We start from the raw sequence: 22,070 nt of genomic DNA on the forward strand, positions 1-22,070 counted from the left end.
GGCGGTTGTGCCCGTCCCATTTTTTGGGGGCGGACATGCCCGCCCCATCGTTATTTGATATGGGTCAATTTTATGAAAGCGTTACATTTTGGAGCAGGCAACATCGGTCGTGGCTTTATCGGCAAACTGCTGGCAGATGCCGGTATTGAGCTGATTTTTGCAGATGTGAATCAGGCAGTGCTGGATGCCCTTAATGCACGTCATGAATATCCCGTGCATGTGGTAGGTGAACAGGCCAAAGTTGAAGTGGTTAAGGGCGTCAGCGCCGTGAACAGCACCAGCGACGACATTACTGGACTGATCGCGGATGTCGATCTCGTTACCACTGCCGTTGGTCCGCAAATCCTTGAGCGCATCGCTGCCAGCGTGGCAAAAGGTCTGGCCAAACGCAGTGATAACGGCAATGTTCGGCCGTTAAATATTATCGCCTGTGAAAATATGGTGCGTGGAACCAGCCAGCTTAAGCAGCACGTGCTACAGGCGCTGCCTTCTGAATATCATGTCTGGCTCGAACAACACGTTGGCTTTGTGGATTCAGCAGTAGACCGTATTGTTCCCCCTTCTGAAGCAGGCAGTCAGGATCCGCTGGAAGTCACGGTGGAAACCTTCAGCGAATGGATTGTGGACAAAACCCAGTTTAAAGGCGAATTGCCCACCATTCCGGGCATGGAACTGACCGATAACCTGATGGCCTTTGTGGAACGTAAACTTTTCACCCTGAATACCGGCCACGCAATTACAGCCTATCTGGGGCAACAGGCGGGGCACCAGACTATTCGCGATGCCATTCTCGATGAGAATATTCGCGCGGTCGTCCAGGGTGCGATGGAAGAAAGTGGCGCGGTACTAATTAGACGCTACGGCTTCGAAGCAGACAAGCATGCTGCTTATATTCAAAAAATTCTTAGCCGCTTTGAAAATCCCTATCTGAAAGATGACGTTGAACGCGTAGGTCGTCAGCCAATCCGCAAGCTGAGCGCAGGCGACCGCCTGATTAAACCGACACTCGGCACGCTGGAATATGGCCTGCCGCATGCCAACCTGGTTCAGGGCATTGCTGCTGCAATGCATTATCATAGCGATCAGGATCCCCAGGCGCAGGAGTTAGCCGCGCTGCTGGCGGAAAAAGGTCCGCAGGCAACCTTAGCGCAGGTTTCAGGACTGGATGCTGAGAGTGAAATAATAAAAGAGGCCGTGAGTGCCTGGCACGCCATGGCATAATAGCCCCATGTTAGCGACCCAGATCGGGGGCAATAAACGGGCCCCCGACAGCAGCACTACACTGATGCAGGCAAGAATGGAAGAAAAGCAGGCTTTTGAAAACCGGGTGCTTGAACGCCTGAACGCTGGACGCTCGGTGAGAAGCTTTTTGTTCGCCGCTGTCGAGTTGTTAGCTGAAGCCGTCAATGTGCTGGTGCTGCAGGTATTCCGTAAAGATGACTACGCGGTGAAATACGCCGTAGAGCCCTTGCTGCTGGGTGACGGTCCGTTAGGTGAGCTCTCCGTCAGGCTCAAGCTGATCTATGGCCTTGGCGTGATTAGTCGGCATGAATATGAAGACTGTGAGTTACTGCTGGCGCTGCGTGAAGAACTCAATCATGACGCGGGCGATTACCGTTTTACTGATGATGAAATTCTGGGACCCTTTGGTGAATTGCACTGCGTGGCGGCCTGGCCCCCCGTTCCCACATTTCATGCTGAAGATGCAGCACTACAGGCGATGCAGCAGCAACGTTATCTGCAGATGGTACGCTCCACTATGGTCCTGTCACTCACCGAACTGATTTCCCGCATTAGTATGAAACAGGCGTTTAAAAAGTCAGTCAGCTAAATCCCGCCGGGAGCCTCAAGGCTCCCCTTTTTACGCTAACCACCGAGAATCTACGTTAAATTTGGTGTATCCTTAGCCTGTTTTCCTCAACGAGTTGTTGTCATGAAAGAGCAAGAAAAAAACGAAATTAAACGTCTCAGCGATCAACTTGACGCGCTGAATCGTAAAGAGCCTCAGTTACTCGAATCAGGTGATGCTGAAAAGCTGGGCGCGTTGCTGAAAGAGAAAGAAACGCTGGTAACGGAAATTGAGCGCCTTCGCAGTCAGCGTGACGTTAAGCTGAGCCAGGAAGCGCAAAAACTGCAAAAATTGCCGTTCAGCCGCGAAATTACGAAAAAAGAGCAGGCAAATTTAGGCGCATTGAAGAAAAGCGTGCGCGGCCTGGTGGTGGTGCATCCTATGACCGCGCTGGGACGAGAAATGGGGCTTAGCGTTATGACCGGATTTGCTAAAAACGCCTTTTGATCATGTTTCAGGCAGCGGCCCGATCGCTGTTTTGCTGGCCAGTAGCAGTCCCAACCTGCTCTGCCAGCGTATCCAGCAGCGTATAACGACGGCGGTATTCCGCACGCTTCTTACTGGCAATCTCTTCCAGCGTTTTACGCGGCAGCGCCAGCGGCAGCATAAAGACGCCGTCAGCACGCTCCTTTCCGTTGATCGTCAGCCAGAAATCGCTGTAGCTGGCATGGAATTTATCCTCTTTACTCTGGCGATAACGCAGGCTGCGAAAAACATGCGTTTCATCCCCTACCGCCGCTATTTTCCTGACACCACATTGCTGAGATAAAATAAAGACGACTTCCATCAATAAGCGTTTAGGAAATAAACCATGTGCCGCTTTGGTTGCATCACGAATAACATCATTACTGATACTTTTACGCGGTCCCTGTAAGCCACCGATTAAGAGTGTGCGCGCGTTTTCCTCGTTCAAGATCGTGAATGAAAGTGAGGCTAAGCCTTCTCCCTGATAACGCAAGACTAAGGTTATTTCACCTTCACGATCGTAATAACCTGAGCTACAGGCAATGACAAAATCTTCATCATTTTTACCCTTCAGCCTGGCCAGCACGCTCTCTTCGCAACTTTGTAAAACCTGGCGAAGTTGAAGATTATCCAGACTGCTCATTAAATGATAATGATCGAGAATAGCCTGGGCGCGTGCAGCTACACCCATTCCGGCACGCAGATAAGGGCGATGTAACTTCGCGGGTAAGACTCCCTGCACACGCATTAATTGCGAAAACCGGGGTAACTCTGAGAGCTGCTGTAAATAGCGCAATGTGGTCACGGGCGCAATCAGCGTCCTTAAGGCAAATTTAAAACGGAACTGACGGCTTAGCCAACGTTTATTTGGCACGTACTTTCCGCTGACCAATTGAAAAAACAGAGAGGCATACGAATCAGCAACCGGCTCGTGTGTAGTATAAATAGACATGGCATAAGTTCTTATTAGTTTGATAGTGGCGCTGATGATAAAACGAGCGACATCAACGACAGGTTAATGACTCAAATTGTTAAAAACTTACCGGGATAAACTGACGCTTCGTTTAATTCTGGTTTAACTGACTTCGAACGTCGGGCTTTAAAGGTGGGAAGCGGTGCGGGCAGCGCAGCATCAGCTATCGCAATGGCAATGGCAATGGCAATGGCAACATTCAGACCGGAAAAGGACGAAAACCTGATGTTCAGGCGAAAAAAAACCGGCAGAACAGGTTCTGCCGGTCAGGTCTCTTGGGTTATCGCTTACTTAGCCGATGCAAAGCGGGCTGCCGCTTCGTCCCAGTTAACCACGTTCCAGAACGCTTTGATGTAGTCCGGGCGCTTGTTCTGATACTTCAGGTAGTAGGCGTGTTCCCACACATCCAAACCAATGATCGGATAGCCAGAAACGCCAGCGACGGCCTCGCCCATCAGTGGGTTATCCTGGTTAGCAGTGGAAACCACGGCCAGTTTGTCGCCTTTTTTAACCAGCCAGGCCCAACCTGAACCGAAACGGGTGGTCGCCGCTTTCTCAAACTCTTCCTGGAATTTCTCAACGCTACCAAAATCTTTCTCAATAGCCGCCTTCAGTTCGCCCTGAAGGGTCGTGCCGGTTTTCAGGCCTTTCCAGAACAGACTGTGGTTAGCATGACCACCTGCGTTGTTGCGCAGCGGGCCTTTTTTGTCTGCTGGCAGCTGATCCAGCTTAGTGATCAGTTCATCAACGGGCAGATCAGCAAATTCAGTGCCTTCCAGCGCCGCATTGGCGTTGTTGACATAGGTCTGATGATGTTTGGTGTGATGGATTTCCATCGTCTGCTTGTCAAAGTGCGGTTCCAGTGCGTCGTAGGCGTAAGGCAGGGATGGCAGTGAATAACTCATGTTCTTCCTCTCCATTTAGTGTTTGAGCAGCACGACAATGTCGGCACGTGCCGCGTAAGCAGTCTTATCATTATAGTTAAATTCATGATCGGTAAAAGCGTAATCAATGCCCTATTAAACATAAGGTTTTGAAAAAACATGCAAAGACTGCGCATTTTTCGTTTGATGCTGACCGCAAAACGGGCTTCGCGCAGGCGCAGTCAGCAAGCCCGTGACGGCCTGATAACCGCTTCTGCAGGCACTCATTCGCGCTGCTCAGCATTTACATCAGCCGCTGTGGATGAGTGTAAATGGTCGCCCGGCCCGGCTTACTGAAACCGACAAGGGTAAGGTTGCAGCGTTCTGCAACCTCAACAGCCAGTCGGGTCGCAGCGGAGACGGCAAACAGAATCTCCACGCCGCACATTGCAGATTTCTGCACCATCTCATAGCTGGCGCGACTGGAAACTAACAGGGCGCCCTCGCCCCAGGCGGCCTGACTGCGATAGCCCAACAGCTTATCCAGCGCCACATGACGACCGACGTCCTCGCAGCCGTGAATCAGCACACCATCAGGCTGTATCCAGGCCGCTGCATGGGTACAGCCCGTTTTTTGCCCCACTGGCTGAAACTGGTTAAGTTGCCCCAGTGCGCGATCCAGATGCGCTAACGTAAACCGCTGGGTGAACGGCAACGGCGTAAGCGGCTTACCAATCTGGTCCAGTTGCTCAACCCCGCAAACGCCACAGCCGGTCCGCCCCGCCAGGGCCCGTCGCTGCGCTTTCAGCGCCATAAAACGACGGCTGGATAGCTCAATCTGTACCTCAATGCCATTGCAACCCGCGACCACATCCATACCGAAGATATCTGCCGGCGCATCGATAATGCCTTCAGAGAGAGAAAAACCGATGGCAAAAGCCTCCAGGTCTTTGGGCGTTGTCATCATCACGACGTGGGAAATGCCGTTATAAACCAGCGCCACGGGAACCTCTTCCGCTAGCCAGTCAGCCCGGGAGTGATGTAAATCGTCACGTTGCCACACCAGAGTTTCACGCAGACCGGCATTCCCGATTACATCAGCATCACTTCTCGCCTCGTTTTTATTCACTTTTTTCTGATCCTGGCTGATTCCGCAATGATTGAAAGGTAATAGTATTCCGTTATGCTGAATAGTGCCTATTCTGAACCTACTGACAGAGAGCAACAAGCGCATGGCACCCTGATAGCATAAAGCGTGAAATGGCGCGCGGCTGGCCCGGCATGCTCGATGTCTATCTGTATGAAATCATCCAGCCTCGGGAAAAATACATTTCATCCACAAGGGCGGGATTTGGACTGCTATGATCAGCCTGTCGGGAACATTGATGAGATCCTGAAATGCTGCAATCTTCTGACTGACGACGAGTCCTGTCATGATGGAGATAACCGCAACAGAAAAAACGTAAAACCGGCGACAAAGCCACCGTCCGAATGGCCTGAGCCACGACTGAAAACCTATTCTTGCTGGTGTCGTGAATCGCGTAATCAGCCAACAAAACAGGAAAATGCCCTCTATGAGCATCCGCATTATCCCGCAAGATCAGTTGGAGAAGAGCGAAAAAAATCCAGCGGAGACAATCCCGCCGTTACTTTTCCCCCAGTTGAAGCGTTTATACAGCCGCCGCGCCGCGCGACTGCGTGATCTGGCCGCTAAAAATCCACTGGGCGATTATTTACGCTTTGCCGCCGTCATAGCCCAGGCGCAGGAAATTGTGCTGTATGACCATCCGCTGCAGATGAATCTTCATGCCCGCCTGGTACAGAGTGCTCAGGAAGGCAAACCGCCGCTGGATATTCATACTTTACCGCGGGATACGCACTGGCACCGCCTGTTGCATTCGCTGATTGCGGAACTTAAACCCGAGATGAGCGGCCAGGCGCTGGCAGTGCTGGAGAACCTGGAAAAAGCCTCTGCCAGCGAGCTGGAAACGATGGCCAGCGCACTCTTTGCGGGCGAGTATGCTCAGGTCAGTAGCGACAAAGCGCCTTTTATCTGGGCGTCACTGTCAATTTACTGGGCGCAAATGGCGGCGTTGATACCGGGTAAAGCACAGGCAGAGATGGGCAATCAACGCCAGTACTGCCCGGTGTGCAACAGCATGCCCGTTGCCAGCATGGTTCATATGGGCACCGACGAAGGCGCACGTTACCTGCATTGCAATCTGTGCGAAAGTGAGTGGTACGTGGTGCGTAGCAAGTGCACAAACTGCGAACAATCCCGCGATCTTCACTACTGGTCGCTGGACAGTGAACATGCAGCAGTAAAAGCTGAAAGCTGTGGTGACTGTGGTAGCTATCTGAAAATCTTGTACCAGCAAAAGAATCCGGCAATTGAACCCGTCGCGGACGATCTCGCTTCTTTGGTGCTGGATGCCCGTATGGAGCAGGAAGGCTTTACACGAAGCAGTCTGAATCCCTTTATGTTCCCTGGTGAATAGCTATTGCTAAAAAACCTCGCTAAACGGAGCTACGCAATGAAACTGATTGGCAGCTATACCAGCCCTTTTGTACGCAAGATATCTATCATCATGCTGGAAAAAGGCATGATGTTTGAATTCGTTAATGCTTCGCCTTACAGCGATGACAGCCACGTTCCGCAATATAATCCGTTGGGAAAAGTGCCTGCACTGGTCGCGGAGGACGATCAGATCTGGTTCGATTCCAGCATCATCGCTGAGTACCTGGAACAGCGCAGCCCGACGCCTGCTTTATTACCTGACACTTCCCTCGCATCGTTAAACGTTCGTCAGCTCGAGAAGTTAGCTGACGGTATCAGTGACGCGGCGCTGGTGATTGTGCGTGAGCAGTTACGTCCGGGCGATATGCAGTCAGAAGAGGTTTTACTGCGTAATCGTGAAAAGATTCAGCGTGGCCTGGACAGCCTGGAAGCCTCCGTGAACGAAGGAAAATGGATCAACACTGGCGCACTTAACCTGGCGGATATTGCGACGGGCTGCATGATCGGTTATCTGAATTTCCGTCGCGTCGTGCCGAACTGGTGCGTTGGCCGCCCGGCGTTAGTCAAGCTGGCAGAAAACCTGTTTCAGCGCGAAAGCTTTGCCCGAACCACGCCGCCCGCATCCTGATCACTCGGCGCAGCAAGTTGCCCGCCAGGATGCCGGTCGCCGGGTTTCTGAAGGGCCAGCGGCGTTATGCGTATTCTGAAGCGGTGAGAGGCACGCCGCGAAGGATGCAGAGCAAATCTGCATAAACGTGCAATCAGAAACGGTAACCCACCCCCAGATTAACGCCGTTAACAGCGCGTTGCTCTCCTTCAACCCGGGTGCGGGAACCTTCGTAACCCAGGGTTACAGACAGATAATCAACCGGGTTAATGATAATACCGGCCCCGTAAGCCAACGCATTGGTCGTCTCCGAAAACTGGATGTCCTGAGGCATTCCCTGAGAATCATAGCCGTGATACTGGCGGCTCATCGCGGCATGGGAAAAGCCGGCCTGCGCATAAACACTGACCCGTTGATTCAGACGATATGCCGGCCCCGCCAGTAAAGAATAATATTTTGCGCTTACGTGATCGGACGTATGGCGCTGAAAAAAAGAACTGTTGCTGTCCTCACTGTTCTCCAGAGTGGTGAAAGAGGCCACTACGCTAACCGGCGAGTCCCACTCATAACGATATTGCAGATTCACACCGGGCATATTTTTAAAATCTTCAACTTTACTCTGCGCATAGCCTACAGACAGCGTTTGACTTGCCACTGCGGGCACCGCACCACTCAGCAGCGCACAGAAAATAGCGGAAATAATCACCTTGTTCATACGACAGTCCTGATAATAAAAAACAGGTGGCGCATCGCACCCTGTTAATTCTCTGATACAGACAGCCTTATCCTTTCAAGACAGGGCTGTGAGTTCAGTATTATTCAGCCCTGTCTCATCCGAAATGAAACAGCCTGTTTGCGCCAGATATTTTCTTTTTAAGCCTTGCCACTCACGGGAAAAACATCATTAGATCGCGGTAAACCTGCGAAATTAACGGTTATCTGGCGGAACGGGACCTTAACAAAAACACCTTATTCCCACAATAAATAAAGGGATAATATCGACGGAATTCAGGACCGATTGACGATTGATTGATGTTACGTCCCAGTAGTCAGAGAAGGTAGCGGTAATCAGGGGATGAACCCGGTAAGAATAAGCATCGCCGCGCCTTGCATTGCTGCAGCGAGTCCGCTATATCTTTCGCTCAGGCCCTGTCCTGAAGCGGCCCGGCGCGCGCGGGCCGTAAGCCAAGGTAAAAGGCAGTTCATTACCACGCTCAGTTTTTTTATTTACGCTCCGGCCTCGTCATGGGCTGTGAGACCTGGCAGCCCATTGCCTCAGACAGACGAAAACCGGACAAATCACTATCATGCGATCACACTTCAGAATGGCCTTGTGCTGCCTCCTGGTCGGTAATATCACACAGGCCTGGGCTGAGGAGCTGACGCTGGGCGCCCAGGGCGAGGCGAACTTTACGCCTTATCGCCAGTACAAAACGCAGTTTTCAGGTCTGCCTTATGTAGGATATGACAACAACCATGTCTATATTGACGGCACCGAAGTCGGCGCCTATTTGATCAAAGATGACACCACACAGCTAAAGGCGCGCTGGTGGTATCTGGATAACGAATTCGATCCCGGCCAGTCATCTGACCCGGCGCTTCGACAGCTAGACATCCGCCACAGCACCATGATGGGCGGCATCAGCTATCAAAAGATAACCCCCGTCGGTGCTTTCAGAACGGAACTCTCTGCGGATACGCTGAATGAAAGCCGGGGATTACTGGGAACGGTCGCATGGGCGGGCCAGGTGTCGTTCATGCAGTTGGACGTTTATCCGCAGGTTGGGGTGGACTGGCTGAATAAGCAGCAGGCAAGCTATTACTACGGCGTGAACGCTCAGGAATCCGAGCGCAGCGGTTTACCTTCCTGGCGTCATCAGGGCATTACGCCGTGGCTTGCTTTGGCGTTTGACTGGCACCCGGTTACGCCGTTGCATATTTATCTTCAGCCCAAAGTCACCTTCCTGACTGGCGCACTTCGCGACAGTCCGATGACGGATCAACAGTATTACTGGACGCTTTCTTCAGGCGTTACCTGGACATTTTAAAGCGGGCATTCGGGCTGTGCCGCCACGATGCCTGGCGGCTTGAGATAGACTCGCGGATAGCGCCGCCTGTGCCGGTAACCGGCTGCAGCGCCTGAATATAAACATGCTCTACAGATGAGATTTCACATATCGCCCTGTCGATGGGCAACGTACCTCGATTATTCAGGACGGGACACACAGAATAAAAAAGGGACGATTTCTCGTCCCTTTTCAACATCGTCGAGGCCGGTTACTGCAGTAGCGAAATATCAGCGACCTGCAGGAACAGTTCGCGCAGTTTCGACAGCAGCGTCAGACGGTTAATCCGCACCGCCTCGTCTTCCGCATTAACCATCACTTTATCGAAGAAGTTGTCTACGGCTTCGCGCAGCTGCGCCAGCTCAATTAACGCATCCTGATAGCGACCTTCTGCAAAGTAAGGCTGCAGTTTACTGCTCAGAGCGGTCACGAAGGTGGCCAGCTGAATCTCTTCATTCTCTTTTAACAACGACGCCTGCACGCTGTCATTCAGCGGTTCGGTCGATTTAGCCAGAATGTTAGAGACGCGCTTATTGGCAGCGGCCAGCGCGGCAGCCTCATCCAGCGTGCGGAAGTGTGAGACCGCCTTCATGCGGGCATCAAAGTCGGCCGGACGGGTTGGACGACGTGCCAGTACCGCCTGCAGCGTATCAATGCTGTGGCCTTCTTCCTGATACCAGCTGCGGAAGCGACCCAACATAAAGTCGATGACGTCATTAACCGCATTGGCATTGCTCAGCTTGCTGCCATACAGGCGCACGGCTTCTTCGGTCAGCGTTTGCAGATCGAGTGGCAGATTTTTTTCTACGATAATGCGCAGCACGCCCAGCGCGGCACGACGCAGTGCAAAGGGATCTTTATCGCCCTTTGGATGCTGACCAATACCAAAAATCCCGGCCAGCGTGTCCATTTTATCGGCAATCGCCAGCGCACAGGCAACCGGGCTGGACGGCAAATCGTCCCCTGCGAAACGCGGCTGGTACTGCTCGTTCAGCGCCACCGCAACATCTTCGGCTTCGCCGTCATGACGCGCATAGTGCATGCCCATCACGCCTTGCGTGTCGGTGAACTCAAACACCATATTGGTCATCAGGTCGCATTTGGACAGCAGGCCCGCGCGCGTGGCGTGATTCACATCAGCACCAATCTGCGCTGCGACCCAACCGGCAAGGGCCTGAATACGATCGGTTTTGTCACGCAGCGAACCCAGCTCTTTCTGGAACAGCACGGTTTCGAGGCGCGGCAGGTGATCTTCAAGGCGCTTTTTGCGGTCGGTATCAAAAAAGAATTCGGCATCCGCCAGACGCGGGCGTACAACCTTCTCATTACCGGAAATGATCTGCTGCGGATCGCTGGACTCAATGTTGGTCACAAAAATGAAGTTTGGTAGCAGGTTGCCTTCCGCATCATAAACCGGGAAGTACTTCTGATCGCCTTTCATGGTGTAAACCAGCGCTTCAGACGGCACCTTAAGGAATTTTTCCTCAAAGGTGGCGGTCAATACGACCGGCCATTCCACCAGCGATGTCACCTCTTCCAGCAGGCTGTCGCTGAGGTCAGCGACCCCACCTAAACGACGCGCCGCGGCTTCTGCATCGGCTTTAATCATGGCCTTGCGAACCTGATAGTCAGCAATGACCTGACCGCGCTTTTCAAGCACATCCGGATACTGATCGGCGTTCTCCAGCGTGATCTCACTTTCGCCCATGAAGCGGTGACCACGAATAACGCGATCTGACTTAATGCCAAGGATCGTGGCGGGAATCAGTTCATCGCCCAGCAGCAGGGTGACGGTATGCACCGGACGCACAAACTGCACGTCGCTGTCGCCCCAGCGCATCAGTTTAGGTACTGGCAGTTTACTCAGAGCAGTGGCAACCATTCCTGGCAGCAATGCCTGAGCAGCCTCACCTTTAACCTGGGCACGATAAACCAGCCATTCGCCTTTGTCGGTGCTCAGGCGTTCAGCCTGCTCAACCGTAATACCGTTACCGCGTGCCCAGCCTTCCGCTGCTTTAGTGGCATTGCCTTCTGCATCGAAGGCCGCCGCGACCGCAGGCCCACGCTTTTCTACTTCACGATCGGGCTGGGAGGCACTCAGGCTGGCGATTTTCAACGCCAGACGGCGCGGGGCAGCAAACCAGCTTACCTCGCCATGGTTCAGATTAGCCGCATCCAGCTCGGCAGTCACCTGAGCAGCAAAGGCTTCCGCCAGGCTGCGTAATGCTTTCGGTGGCAGCTCTTCGGTGCCGATTTCCACCAGGAACGTTTTGTCAGTCATGGCTGCCTCTTACTTTTTGTTATTGCACATCGGGAAGCCCAGCGCTTCGCGAGAAGCGTAATAGGCTTCAGCCACGGCTTTAGTCAGGGTGCGGATACGCAGAATGTAGCGCTGACGCTCCGTCACCGAGATCGCTTTACGCGCGTCCAGCAGGTTAAAGCTGTGTGCGGCTTTCAGAATGCGCTCGTAAGCAGGCAGCGGAAGAGGTTTTTCCAACGCCAGTAGCTGCTGCGCTTCTTTCTCATACTGCTCAAAACAGGTGAAGAGAAAATCCACGTCGGCGTATTCAAAGTTGTAGGTAGACTGCTCGACTTCGTTCTGGTGGAACACGTCGCCGTAGGTTGTTTTACCTAACGGACCGTCGCTCCAGACCAGATCGTAAACGCTGTCAACGCCCTGGATGTACATCGCGAGGCGCTCAAGACCGTAGGTGATCTCACCGGTAACCGGTTTGCACTCCAGGCCACCTACCTGCTGAAAATAGGTAAACTGCGTCACTTCCATGCCGTTAAGCCACACTTCCCAGCCGAGTCCCCAGGCACCCAGCGTAGGGTTTTCCCAGTTATCTTCGACAAAGCGAATATCGTGCACCGTGGGATCCATACCCAGCTCTTTCAGCGACCCAAGGTACAGCTCCTGAATGTTGTCCGGCGATGGCTTGATGATCACCTGAAACTGGTAATAGTGCTGTAAGCGGTTCGGGTTTTCGCCGTAGCGGCCGTCGGTAGGACGGCGGGACGGCTGCACATAGGCGGCGGCAATCGGCTCCGGGCCAAGTGCGCGCAGGCAGGTCATTGGGTGTGAAGTACCAGCGCCCACTTCCATGTCCAGTGGTTGAACAATGGTGCAGCCCTGGCGCGCCCAGTAATCCTGCAATGTCAGGATCAGGCCCTGAAAGGTCTTGGTATCAAACTTTTGCATGATGAGTTCGCACGCGGTTCGGCTAGATAAAAAAAGAGTGCGACAGTATACCCTTTGACCGCGCGATGTGCAGCCGGAAATCCTGCCGCGCAGCCTGGAGAGTGGATTTTAGGATGACGTTCAGCGCCACAGCGATGCTGAACGGCAAAATTAACCTGTGCCGTTTGGCTTTTTTCATGCGATCTTGCGCACAGAGGGTTCTGAATCCCTGTCGGCGCGCTTGTTGACTGCAACGCGACTGGCTACGCTTTGCACCGGGACGCACTGCGCCAGAGGAAACCATGTCGCAAAAGATTTACTGGATAGATAATTTGCGGGCAATTGCCTGCCTGATGGTCATCGTCATCCATACCACCACCTGGTATCTGGCCGGGCCGATGGCGATAAAAGGTCACTGGTGGGACATCGCCAACCTACTCAACTCAACGTCACGCATCTGTGTGCCGCTGTTTTTTATGATTTCCGGCTACCTGTTCTTTGGCGAACGCAGCGCACAACCCCGTCATCTATGGCGACTCGTCGGATGCCTGCTGTTTTACAGCGCCGTCGCGCTGGTCTATATCAGCCTGCTAACGCCCATCGGTGAAGGCCGTTCAATATTGAAAATGCTACAGAAACCGGTGTTTTATCATCTGTGGTTTTTCTTCGCGCTGATCGGCATTTACCTGCTATCGCCCTTAATTCAGGTCAAAAGCGTGCGCCCCCGCTATGTGGCGGTGCTGGTGCTGGTTGTGGCGGTGCTGGCTAATCCCAATACCATGGATCAGTCATGGGGGCGGTTTCACTGGTTACCGATCAACCTCTATCTGAGCGGAGACAGTATTTATTACCTGCTCTACGCGCTGTTGGGGCGTGCTATCGGCACCATGGAAACAGACAGGCGCGGCGTAACTGCGCTGGCGGTCTTGGCCTTCCTGGCCTGCGTGACCGGTATTATGTTGGGCACTAAACGGGCATTAATCGTCAACGGCGCATTTAACGATACCTGGTATCTCTATTGTGGACCGCTGGTGTTTATTGCGGCCATCAGCGCCCTGCTGGTGTTCAAAAATGCCTTTAATCAACGCACCCTGCCTGGCCTGGCGACGATTTCGCGCTACTCGCTGCCCATCTACGGTTTTCACGCGCTGTTTATCCATTTCATCCGTACAAATCACTATGACGATATGACGCGTCCCTGGTTGGATCTGCCCGCCGTCTTTATGGTCACCCTGGCAGGCAGCCTGCTTCTGGCGATGCTGCTCAGTCGGCTGGACAGGCGCCACTGGGTAACCTGAGGCTAGGTTGTCAGGTTCCAGCCCCGCGCACGCCACAGTTCAGGCAGCGCCGCCATATCCGTAAACACCGTGACCAGCGGGTGATCCAGTTCCGGGTTGTGCGCGTCGGCACAGTAGTAGAACACTGGCATGCCAGCGGCGATTCCGGCCCGCGCGCCCGCTTCAGAATCATCCACTAAAATACAACGCTCAACAGGCACTCGCATTTGCTCTGCGGCGTGAAACATCAGCTCAGGCTCGGGTTTCCAGTGACCAATGTCGTAACCGCTGTAAAGGCGCTCGGCAAAGTAGTCCAGCATGCCGGTTAATCCCAGCGAGTGCTGCATCTTCTTGACCGTACCGTTGGATACCACGCACACCGGGACGTTCATCTGCGCCACCAACGCCTTCGCCCCGGCTATCGGCTTCAACTCCAGATCGAAAAGTCGGGCAACTTCACTCCGGTAGGCGGGTTCAAGTTCGTCCAGCGGTAATCTGACCCCATGCGACTCGCTAACGTCACGGATGATGTCATACAGTTTCACCCCTTTGTACTTTTCGAACATCTCCTGTAAGGAGAGCGTAATACCGTAACGGGCAAAGGTGGTGACGTAAGCGCGTGTACAAAGCACTTCGCTGTCTACCAGGGTACCATCACAATCGAAAAAGACGCATTCTGCTGACATCTGACTCCATCCTTTTAGTTGGGTGCCCCTACACTCTACCCTAAGCCTGACGCGTTGTGATAATGGCAATCGGTTGCGAAAAATCATTGTATTGCCCGGGCAAAATCGCCAGGATACGCGCCGGTGAAATTTTCTTCCGGATAAACGGCATGAACAAACAAAGCCTTTTTCAGCGCGTATTTAAATTGCAGGAACACGGTACAACGGTTCGTACCGAGGTCATTGCTGGCGTTACCACGTTTTTGACCATGGTATACATCGTTTTTGTAAACCCACAAATTTTGGGTGTGGCAGGGATGAACGCCCAGGCGGTGTTCGTAACGACCTGTCTTATTGCCGCATTCGGCAGCATCCTGATGGGCCTGTTCGCCAATCTTCCGGTCGCACTGGCACCGGCAATGGGCCTCAATGCCTTTTTTGCCTTCGTCGTCGTGGGTGCTATGGGTTACTCGTGGCAGGTCGGTATGGGCGCCATCTTTTGGGGCGCGCTGGGGTTGCTTATCCTGACGCTGCTGCGTATTCGCTACTGGATGATCGCCAATATTCCACTTAGCCTGCGCGTGGGCATTACCGCCGGCATTGGCCTGTTTATTGCCATGATGGGCCTGAAAAACGCCGGCATCATTGTGGCCAACCCGGATACGCTGGTCACTGTGGGCAACCTCAGCTCGCATAACGTGCTGCTGGGTGCTCTGGGTTTCTTTATTATCGCCATTCTGGCGTCACGCAATATTCACGCCGCCGTGCTGATTTCGATGATCGTCACCACGGCGATTGGCTGGATGCTGGGCGACGTGAAGTTTGTGGGTCTGTTCTCTGCGCCTCCGTCCATCACCTCTGTGGTCGGTCAGGTCGATATCAAAGGCGCGTTCAATATTGGCATGGCCGGCATCATCTTCTCTTTTATGCTGGTCAATCTGTTTGACTCATCAGGTACGCTGATTGGCGTCACCGATAAAGCCGGCCTGGTCGATGAAAAAGGGACTTTCCCACGGATGAAACAGGCGCTCTATGTCGACAGCATCAGTTCCGTTACTGGCGCGCTGGCAGGGACCTCTTCCGTTACGGCCTATATTGAAAGTACGTCTGGCGTCGCCGTTGGTGGTCGTACCGGACTGATGGCGGTCGTCACCGGCCTTCTGTTCCTGCTGGTCACATTTTTATCACCGCTGGCAGCCATGGTTCCGGCCTATGCCGCAGCGGGCGCGCTGATCTACGTTGGCGTGCTGATGACCGCCAGCCTGTCGCGGGTTAAATGGGACGATCTGACGGAGGCCGTTCCCGCTTTTGTTACGGCCGCGATGATGCCGTTTAGCTTCTCTATTACTGAAGGCATCGCGCTGGGCTTTATTGCTTACTGTGTCATGAAACTTGGCACCGGGCGCTGGCGTGAAATCAGCCCCTGCGTGGTGATTGTCGCGTTACTGTTTGTGCTTAAAATCGCGTTTATCGACGCGCACTGAGCGCCCTGGAAAGTCGTGCGCTGGCGGCCTGTTACTGGGTCAGTATGAGGCCAGCGCGCGTCCATGCAGCGTCGTCAGACGCATCATTTTTGTCCCGTCATCCGGCTTATCTACCGCGATATCACGCAGTGCAGACCACTGGCCGCCGCCGGTGATTTCCCATAAGTACAGGCGCCGCACATGGGGTGATAAAGCACAGGACCACACCAGCGTGGGCTCCGCATCGCACAGAATCTGCAGGTCGGTGGGCAGCGTTGTACGCAGGCGCCCGGCGCCGGGCAATAGCTGTAGCGAACGCAGCCCTTCTTCACCTGCGCCCTGCAGTTTCATTACGCTGTGGCGCAGCGTCCAGATCTGCGTCACGGCCTCAGGCACATCTTGCTGAGCATTGATCCAGGCGATTTCTCCTGAACTTAACCCCTGCACCATCAGCGCCTGCGTCTGACGACTGTGTGCCCGCACGATATCCATATCCAGGCCGACCTGACTGCGCTCTTCAGCCAGCAGGACGCCCACGGTATTCCCCGCGTAGGCAATATTGAAGTCAGGAAGATCGCGATCCGCAAAGGCCGGGCGGCCGTTATGACGCTTAACGATGGGCGGAAGACGATGAAGGCCGTAAATACGCTGCATGAGCTGTGCCAGCAAGATACGGGCTGCCAGAAATCGCCCTCGACGTTTATCCGCAAGATGCTGCGCGCTGTCGATGATGTCCTGCGGGATGGCGCTATCAGCCACCAACTGCCCGGGATTGCCTGTCCAACGAACAAAATGACCCGCCATCTGTCTCTCCATGAAAATGGTCAAATAATCATCAACCCCATTATAAGCGCTTTCTCAGGCTACCGCATACAGCTTGCCCTTTTTTCAGAAAAGCAGCAGGCTGGAGCCCTCACTACAGGCAGAAGTCACCAGCAGAAACGGGCGTTACGAAAAAGTCGTAACGCGCTGGGATATCAGACGAACTGGCAGGCTTGCTCAAGACTCAAGCGGGGCAAACGGGGAGGAAGTTTATCCGGGATGCCATAGCCCAGATTAATTAACAGATTCGCCTGCCAGGTGGTATCGGCAAAAAAGGCATCGTTAACTTTTAGCGGATCGAAGCCCGACATGGGTCCCGCATCCAGCCCCAGCGCTCGGGCTGCCAGAATTAGATAGCCTGCCTGTAAGCTACTGTTGCGAAACGCCGTCTCTTTGACTAAATCTGGCGTGTTAGTAAACCAGTTACGCGCATCGGCATGTTGAAACAGCATCGTCAGATGCTGATAAAACTCGCTGTCCCAGGCAATAATAACGGTGACCGGTGCGCTCATTGTTTTCTCAAGATTGCCGGACGCCAGCGCCGGTTTCAGCTTTTCTTTCCCCTCGGCTGAGGTGACAAAAACGAAGCGTCCCGGGGAGCAGTTTGCTGAAGTTGGGGCCAGGGCAACGAGCTGGTAGAGCTGTTCCAGCAGGGCCTGTTCGACCGGTTTTTGCTGCCAGTGATTATGGGTGCGGGCGTGGTAAAAAAGGGTGTCTAGCGCGGCATTATCAAGCGATGTAGTCATATAACTCTCCAGGGAAAACATCCAGTATTCGACCTATACGGTGAGTTCACGTTTTTGGATGCGTTTCAGCCCGTCTCATTGCGTGATGTGCTTGTCGACGTCCAGCTGAAAACACGGCGTCATAACATCCAACTCTACAATAATCTACGCCACAACAACCAATAAGCAACACATGACGCGTTGGCCCGTAAACGGCGACGGCTTCGTTTTACCGGGCCGCTTACGGGCCATGTGCAGTGTTATTTGCCGATACAGAAACTGGAGAAAATTCGCCCCAGCAAATCGTCTGACGTAAATTCACCAGTGATTTCGCTAAGCGCCTGCTGCGCAAGACGCAGTTCTTCTGCCAGCAACTCGCCAGCCCAGGCACCCAACAGTTGGGATTTGCCCTGTTCAAGATGCGTAGCGGCAAGCTCCAGTGCCTGCAAATGGCGGCGACGAGCCAGGAAACCGCCTTCCATATTATCGGCAAAGCCCATGGTCTGTTTCAGATGGTCACGCAGTGTATCCAGGCCTTCGCTGGTTCGGGCTGACAGCCTGATGAGCGCGTGGCCATTCGCGTTGGTCAGTCCCCGTGCTTCACCGGTGATGTCCGCCTTATTGCGTACGACGGTAATCGGCAACTGAGGCGGGAGACGCGCGACAAAATCTGGCCAGATCTCCGCGGGCTCGGTTGCGTCCGTCGTTGTGCCGTCCACCATAAACAGCACCCTGTCGGCCTGTTCGATTTCATGCCAGGCGCGTTCAATACCAATACGTTCCACTTCATCGCTGGCCTCACGCAACCCTGCGGTATCAATGATATGCAACGGCATACCGTCAATATGAATATGCTCACGCAGCACATCGCGCGTTGTGCCGGCAATATCCGTCACGATGGCCGCCTCACGACCGGCAAGCGCATTCAGCAGGCTGGATTTTCCTGCGTTGGGGCGGCCGGCAATCACCACCTTCATGCCTTCGCGCAACAGGCTGCCCTGTTTGGCTTCGGCACGCACGGCATCAAGATCGCTGATGACCGTATTCAACTGCCCTTCGATTTTGCCGTCAGACAGAAAATCGATCTCCTCATCGGGGAAATCAATGGCCGCCTCAACATAGATACGCAGGTGCGTCAGGGCTTCTACAAGATGATTAATGCGAACAGAGAAGGCTCCCTGCAGCGAGTTGACCGCCGAGCGTGCCGCCTGTTCTGAGCTGGCATCAATCAGGTCGGCGATCGCTTCTGCCTGGGCTAAATCGAGTTTATCGTTAAGGAAAGCCCGCTCAGAGAATTCGCCCGGTTGGGCAATGCGCAGGCCAGGCAGCGCCACAATACGTTTCAGCAGCAGATCCAGAATCACCGGACCGCCATGGCCCTGTAACTCCAGCACGTCTTCACCGGTAAAAGAGTGAGGGCCGGGAAACCATAGCGCGATTCCCTGATCCAGCACGCTACCGTCACTATCGTTAAACGATAAATAGTCGGCGTAACGCGGTTTGGGCAGTTTACCCAGTATCTGCTGGGCAACCTCTGCGGCTCGCGGACCGGAAATGCGCAAAATGCCAACGCCGCCCCGTCCGGGCGGGGTTGCCTGAGCAACAATGGTATCGCTATGGCTCATAAATTCTCTCTCACTACAAAAAACAAAGGCGGTCGCTTTGACCGCCTGAGCATAACCGTATTTATCGCGGGAAACCTCCCGCGACGGTCTTACGCTTTCTTCTTGTCGCGACTGTGTAAGCCACGTTTTTCCAGGCCGCGATAAATCAGCTGCTGCTGGAGAATGGTTACCAGGTTACTGACGATGTAGTACAGCACCAGACCTGACGGGAACCACAGGAAGAACACGGTGAAAATCACAGGCATATACGTCATGATCTTCTGCTGCATCGGATCGGTCACGGTGGTCGGTGACATCTTCTGAATGAAGAACATGGTGATACCCATCAGAATCGGCAGGATATAGTACGGATCCTGTGCTGACAGATCGTGGATCCACAATATAAACGGCGCATGACGCAGTTCTACCGAGCCAGACAGCATGTAGTACAGGGCAAGGAAGATAGGCATCTGAATGACCAGCGGCAAGCAGCCACCCAGCGGATTCACTTTTTCTGCCTTATACAGCGCCATCATCTCCTGGCTCTGCTTCTGCTTATCGTCACCTAAACGCTCACGCATCGCCTGAATCTTCGGCTGCAGCATGCGCATTTTCGCCATCGAGGTGTACTGCGCTTTTGTCAGCGGGTACATGATGCCACGCACGATGAACGTGATAATGATGATGGAGAAGCCCCAGTTACCGATAAAGCTGTGAATGAACTTCAACAGTTTAAACAGTGGCTGAGAGATGAACCATAACCAACCGTAGTCAACCGTCAGGTCAAGGTGAGGCGCAATCGCGGCCATCTTGTCCTGAATTTCCGGCCCTACCCACAGCGTGGCATCCAGCGTTTGTTGCGCACCTGGTGCGACGGTTACCGGCGCAGATTTATAGCCGATTGCAGCAACGCCATTACCCAGATTGCTGGTATAAAGCGTGTTTGTCCCCTGCGTGCGCGGTACCCATGCGGTCGCGAAATACTGCTGCAACATTGCCACCCAGCCATTGCTGGTGGTGGTATTGAGGTTTTCGTTATCGGCGATGGTATCGAACTTAATCTTTTCGTATTTCGATTCGCTGGTGGAGTAAGCCGTTCCGCGGAAGGTGTGCAACGCAAAGTTGTTGCTGCCGGTATCACGGTGCTTAGGCAAATCGATCGTCTGTTTTAACTGACCAAACATCGACAATTCCAGCGGCTGCTGGCTGGTATTGTTAATGTTGTAGTCAACGTTAACCGCATAGTCGCCACGCTTGAACACGAATGTCTTGGTGTAAACAACGCCGTTTTCAGCGGTGAACGTCATCGGAACACGCAGTTCGCTCTGACCCTCAGCCAGTTCGAAGTGATCCTGAGCCGTGTTATACAGCGGACGCGCACCATTATTCGGGTTGTCCGGACCATTACGGCCGGTTAAACCACTTTGCGCCTGGTAAACAAACGACGGTGTGGTTTCCAGCAGCTCAAACGGCTTGTCAGAACCCAACTTATCCGGGTAAGTCAGCAGTTGAGCCTGGTCAACATCGCCACCGCGGGTGTTGATCGTTAATGACAGGACATCAGTCTTAACGGTGATCGTTTTACCCTGGCCGCTGGCCGGTACACCCTGGCCTGCAGCATCACCGGCTGCACTGTTTGTGTTCTGCGTGGTCTGGGTCTGCAAAGGCTTCGGAGCATGGTCCGTCTGCCAGGCTTGCCAGATCATGAAAGACACGAACAGAAAAGCGATGAGAAAGAGATTGCGTTGCGAATCCATCGTTAATGTTCTCTGGTATCAAAGGTTTTTGGCGGCACAGGATCGTCACCACCCGGGTTCAAAGGGTGGCATTTTAATACGCGTTTTAAAGTCAACCAACTGCCTTTTATCAACCCAAACCTGCGCAAGGCCTCAATTCCGTATTGAGAGCAGGTCGGATGAAACCGACAGTGTGGCCCCAGTAATGGACTGATGCCGCGTTGATAGACGCGTATCAGGACGATCAGGAACCGCGCGCCAGGCGACAGTGACGACGCCATAATTTCTCCAACGCTTCCGCCAACATACGGTTATCGAGATCGGCAACACCCTTCTTCGCAACCACCACAAAGTCCATCGACGGCAATTCATGTTGACGCAGGCGAAAGCTTTCGCGGGTCAATCGCTTGATCCGGTTGCGTTCGTGAGCGCGTTTCACATGTTTTTTCGCGACGGTCAGACCGATGCGGGGATACCCCAGCGCGTTAAGGCGGCCGAGAATAGTAATTTGCGGCGTGCCAGCCCGTTGTGGCTGCTGAAAGACGAAAGTGAAATGAGTGGGAGTTAACAAACGTAACTCCCTGGGAAATGCGAGCTTACCCATCAGGGTTAGCTTTATTACTTAGAAACGGTCAGACGAGCGCGGCCTTTAGCACGACGACGTGCCAGAACCTGACGACCATTTTTAGTAGCCATACGAGCACGGAAGCCGTGTGAACGGTTGCGCTTCAGTACGGACGGTTGAAAAGTGCGTTTCATGGCGATTTCTACCTAAACTTGAAAATTTTCACTGGGTGACGCGTTTCCGGACCAAAAAACAGACCGACGCCTCAATGTGTCTTTAATAAAGAGGCGGGATTGTAATAATTGTACAGTCCCGAGTCAATTTACTTCGCTTGTCGCGGTACCAGATAACCCGGATACAGCCCGCTGAGTCCGGGCATTGAGCTTTACGCGACAACGCCGGGGGAAGAATTATACGGGGTCTGCGTTAAAGCGCAAGGATCGCGCAGGATCTTATTGCGATCGACCTGCCGCAGGCGCAGACAAAAACGAGAGATCGTCCGAAAAATTGAATCATTCAGCGCGATCCCAGGTGGTTTTTTCTGCCACAGGCGTAGACTTTCCTTCGCGTTCATGTCCTGTGGATAAAAAGGATAAAAACTGTGTAGAAAGGGAAGATCTCTGTCGCGCTTTGCGCTATGATCCGCCCTTCCTCTGACGATCCTCTAATGATTGCAGGATGGAAAACCGCT

General features: G+C 53.5%; 22 protein-coding genes. 8 read left to right on the forward strand and 14 right to left on the reverse strand.

What is annotated here, in order from left to right; translation table 11 throughout:
* The first annotated feature begins 72 nt into the window (after positions 1-72).
* From mtlD to PAGR_RS21450, 3 genes are all read left to right on the forward strand, one after another.
* Positions 73-1,221, forward strand: a complete 1,149-nt coding sequence (mtlD, locus tag PAGR_RS21440; RefSeq protein ID WP_014594982.1) for a mannitol-1-phosphate 5-dehydrogenase — start codon at positions 73-75, stop codon at positions 1,219-1,221.
* 7 nt (positions 1,222-1,228) lie between these two features.
* Positions 1,229-1,831: a mannitol operon repressor MtlR gene (mtlR, locus tag PAGR_RS21445; RefSeq protein WP_014594981.1), complete on the forward strand. Its 603-nt coding sequence runs from the start codon at positions 1,229-1,231 to the stop codon at positions 1,829-1,831.
* A 102-nt stretch (positions 1,832-1,933) separates the two neighbouring features.
* The gene (locus PAGR_RS21450) at positions 1,934-2,296 is read left to right on the forward strand and encodes a YibL family ribosome-associated protein (protein ID WP_014607021.1); all 363 of its coding nucleotides are present in this window, start codon (positions 1,934-1,936) and stop codon (positions 2,294-2,296) included.
* A 7-nt stretch (positions 2,297-2,303) separates the two neighbouring features.
* On the opposite strand, the gene PAGR_RS21455 is transcribed toward PAGR_RS21450, so the two are convergent.
* The 3 genes from PAGR_RS21455 to fdhD form a co-directional block, all read right to left on the reverse strand.
* Complete coding sequence (locus tag PAGR_RS21455; RefSeq protein ID WP_014607022.1) at positions 2,304-3,266, reverse strand: VirK/YbjX family protein; 963 nt, start codon at positions 3,264-3,266, stop codon at positions 2,304-2,306.
* 308 nt (positions 3,267-3,574) lie between these two features.
* Positions 3,575-4,192 carry a superoxide dismutase [Mn] gene (sodA, locus tag PAGR_RS21460; RefSeq protein WP_014607023.1) on the reverse strand — a complete coding sequence of 206 codons (618 nt, stop codon included), beginning with the start codon at positions 4,190-4,192 and terminating at the stop codon, positions 3,575-3,577.
* Positions 4,193-4,454: 262 nt separating this feature from the next.
* Entirely contained in the window at positions 4,455-5,228 is a 774-nt protein-coding gene (gene fdhD / locus PAGR_RS21465) for a formate dehydrogenase accessory sulfurtransferase FdhD (RefSeq protein ID WP_246870856.1), read from the reverse strand.
* Positions 5,229-5,724: 496 nt separating this feature from the next.
* Between fdhD and fdhE the strand changes: the two genes are divergently transcribed.
* Both fdhE and PAGR_RS21475 read left to right on the forward strand, forming a co-directional pair.
* On the forward strand, positions 5,725-6,648 hold the full coding sequence (fdhE, locus tag PAGR_RS21470) for a formate dehydrogenase accessory protein FdhE (protein WP_014607025.1): 924 nt from the start codon (positions 5,725-5,727) through the stop codon (positions 6,646-6,648).
* A gap of 36 nt (positions 6,649-6,684) precedes the next feature.
* Complete coding sequence (locus PAGR_RS21475) at positions 6,685-7,296, forward strand: glutathione S-transferase (RefSeq protein ID WP_014607026.1); 612 nt, start codon at positions 6,685-6,687, stop codon at positions 7,294-7,296.
* Between the two features lie 133 nt (positions 7,297-7,429).
* On the opposite strand, the gene PAGR_RS21480 is transcribed toward PAGR_RS21475, so the two are convergent.
* Complete coding sequence (locus tag PAGR_RS21480; protein ID WP_014607027.1) at positions 7,430-7,990, reverse strand: Ail/Lom family outer membrane beta-barrel protein; 561 nt, start codon at positions 7,988-7,990, stop codon at positions 7,430-7,432.
* Between the two features lie 592 nt (positions 7,991-8,582).
* Between PAGR_RS21480 and PAGR_RS21485 the strand changes: the two genes are divergently transcribed.
* Complete coding sequence (locus tag PAGR_RS21485; RefSeq protein WP_014607028.1) at positions 8,583-9,323, forward strand: MipA/OmpV family protein; 741 nt, start codon at positions 8,583-8,585, stop codon at positions 9,321-9,323.
* Between the two features lie 229 nt (positions 9,324-9,552).
* Here PAGR_RS21485 and glyS read toward each other — a convergent pair whose 3' ends face one another.
* Positions 9,553-11,622, reverse strand: a complete 2,070-nt coding sequence (glyS, locus tag PAGR_RS21490) for a glycine--tRNA ligase subunit beta (protein ID WP_014607029.1) — start codon at positions 11,620-11,622, stop codon at positions 9,553-9,555.
* Positions 11,623-11,631: 9 nt separating this feature from the next.
* Entirely contained in the window at positions 11,632-12,543 is a 912-nt protein-coding gene (gene glyQ, locus PAGR_RS21495; protein WP_013024007.1) for a glycine--tRNA ligase subunit alpha, read from the reverse strand.
* 281 nt (positions 12,544-12,824) lie between these two features.
* On the opposite strand from glyQ, the gene PAGR_RS21500 reads away from it, so the two are divergent.
* Entirely contained in the window at positions 12,825-13,820 is a 996-nt protein-coding gene (locus PAGR_RS21500) for an acyltransferase (protein ID WP_014607030.1), read from the forward strand.
* A gap of 2 nt (positions 13,821-13,822) precedes the next feature.
* Here PAGR_RS21500 and yieH read toward each other — a convergent pair whose 3' ends face one another.
* Complete coding sequence (yieH, locus tag PAGR_RS21505) at positions 13,823-14,485, reverse strand: 6-phosphogluconate phosphatase (protein ID WP_014607031.1); 663 nt, start codon at positions 14,483-14,485, stop codon at positions 13,823-13,825.
* A gap of 149 nt (positions 14,486-14,634) precedes the next feature.
* On the opposite strand from yieH, the gene PAGR_RS21510 reads away from it, so the two are divergent.
* Positions 14,635-15,948 carry an NCS2 family permease gene (locus tag PAGR_RS21510; protein ID WP_014607032.1) on the forward strand — a complete coding sequence of 438 codons (1,314 nt, stop codon included), beginning with the start codon at positions 14,635-14,637 and terminating at the stop codon, positions 15,946-15,948.
* A gap of 39 nt (positions 15,949-15,987) precedes the next feature.
* Here PAGR_RS21510 and PAGR_RS21515 read toward each other — a convergent pair whose 3' ends face one another.
* From PAGR_RS21515 to rpmH, 7 genes are all read right to left on the reverse strand, one after another.
* Positions 15,988-16,731, reverse strand: a complete 744-nt coding sequence (locus tag PAGR_RS21515) for a 4'-phosphopantetheinyl transferase family protein (RefSeq protein WP_014607033.1) — start codon at positions 16,729-16,731, stop codon at positions 15,988-15,990.
* 173 nt (positions 16,732-16,904) lie between these two features.
* Positions 16,905-17,495: a malonic semialdehyde reductase gene (locus tag PAGR_RS21520; protein ID WP_014607034.1), complete on the reverse strand. Its 591-nt coding sequence runs from the start codon at positions 17,493-17,495 to the stop codon at positions 16,905-16,907.
* Positions 17,496-17,734: 239 nt separating this feature from the next.
* Positions 17,735-19,099: a tRNA uridine-5-carboxymethylaminomethyl(34) synthesis GTPase MnmE gene (gene mnmE, locus PAGR_RS21525; protein WP_013024001.1), complete on the reverse strand. Its 1,365-nt coding sequence runs from the start codon at positions 19,097-19,099 to the stop codon at positions 17,735-17,737.
* 89 nt (positions 19,100-19,188) lie between these two features.
* The gene (gene yidC, locus PAGR_RS21530; RefSeq protein ID WP_013024000.1) at positions 19,189-20,835 is read right to left on the reverse strand and encodes a membrane protein insertase YidC; all 1,647 of its coding nucleotides are present in this window, start codon (positions 20,833-20,835) and stop codon (positions 19,189-19,191) included.
* A 2-nt stretch (positions 20,836-20,837) separates the two neighbouring features.
* Entirely contained in the window at positions 20,838-21,095 is a 258-nt protein-coding gene (gene yidD, locus PAGR_RS23385; RefSeq protein ID WP_014607035.1) for a membrane protein insertion efficiency factor YidD, read from the reverse strand.
* Positions 21,059-21,418: a ribonuclease P protein component gene (gene rnpA, locus PAGR_RS21535; RefSeq protein ID WP_013023999.1), complete on the reverse strand. Its 360-nt coding sequence runs from the start codon at positions 21,416-21,418 to the stop codon at positions 21,059-21,061. Before rnpA ends, yidD begins: the two co-directional genes overlap by 37 nt.
* Positions 21,419-21,432: 14 nt before the next feature.
* Positions 21,433-21,573: a 50S ribosomal protein L34 gene (gene rpmH / locus PAGR_RS23390; RefSeq protein ID WP_000831330.1), complete on the reverse strand. Its 141-nt coding sequence runs from the start codon at positions 21,571-21,573 to the stop codon at positions 21,433-21,435.
* Positions 21,574-22,070 lie beyond the last annotated feature (497 nt).

The organism is Pantoea ananatis PA13, assembly GCF_000233595.1.
Classification (GTDB): Bacteria; Pseudomonadota; Gammaproteobacteria; order Enterobacterales; family Enterobacteriaceae; genus Pantoea; species Pantoea ananatis.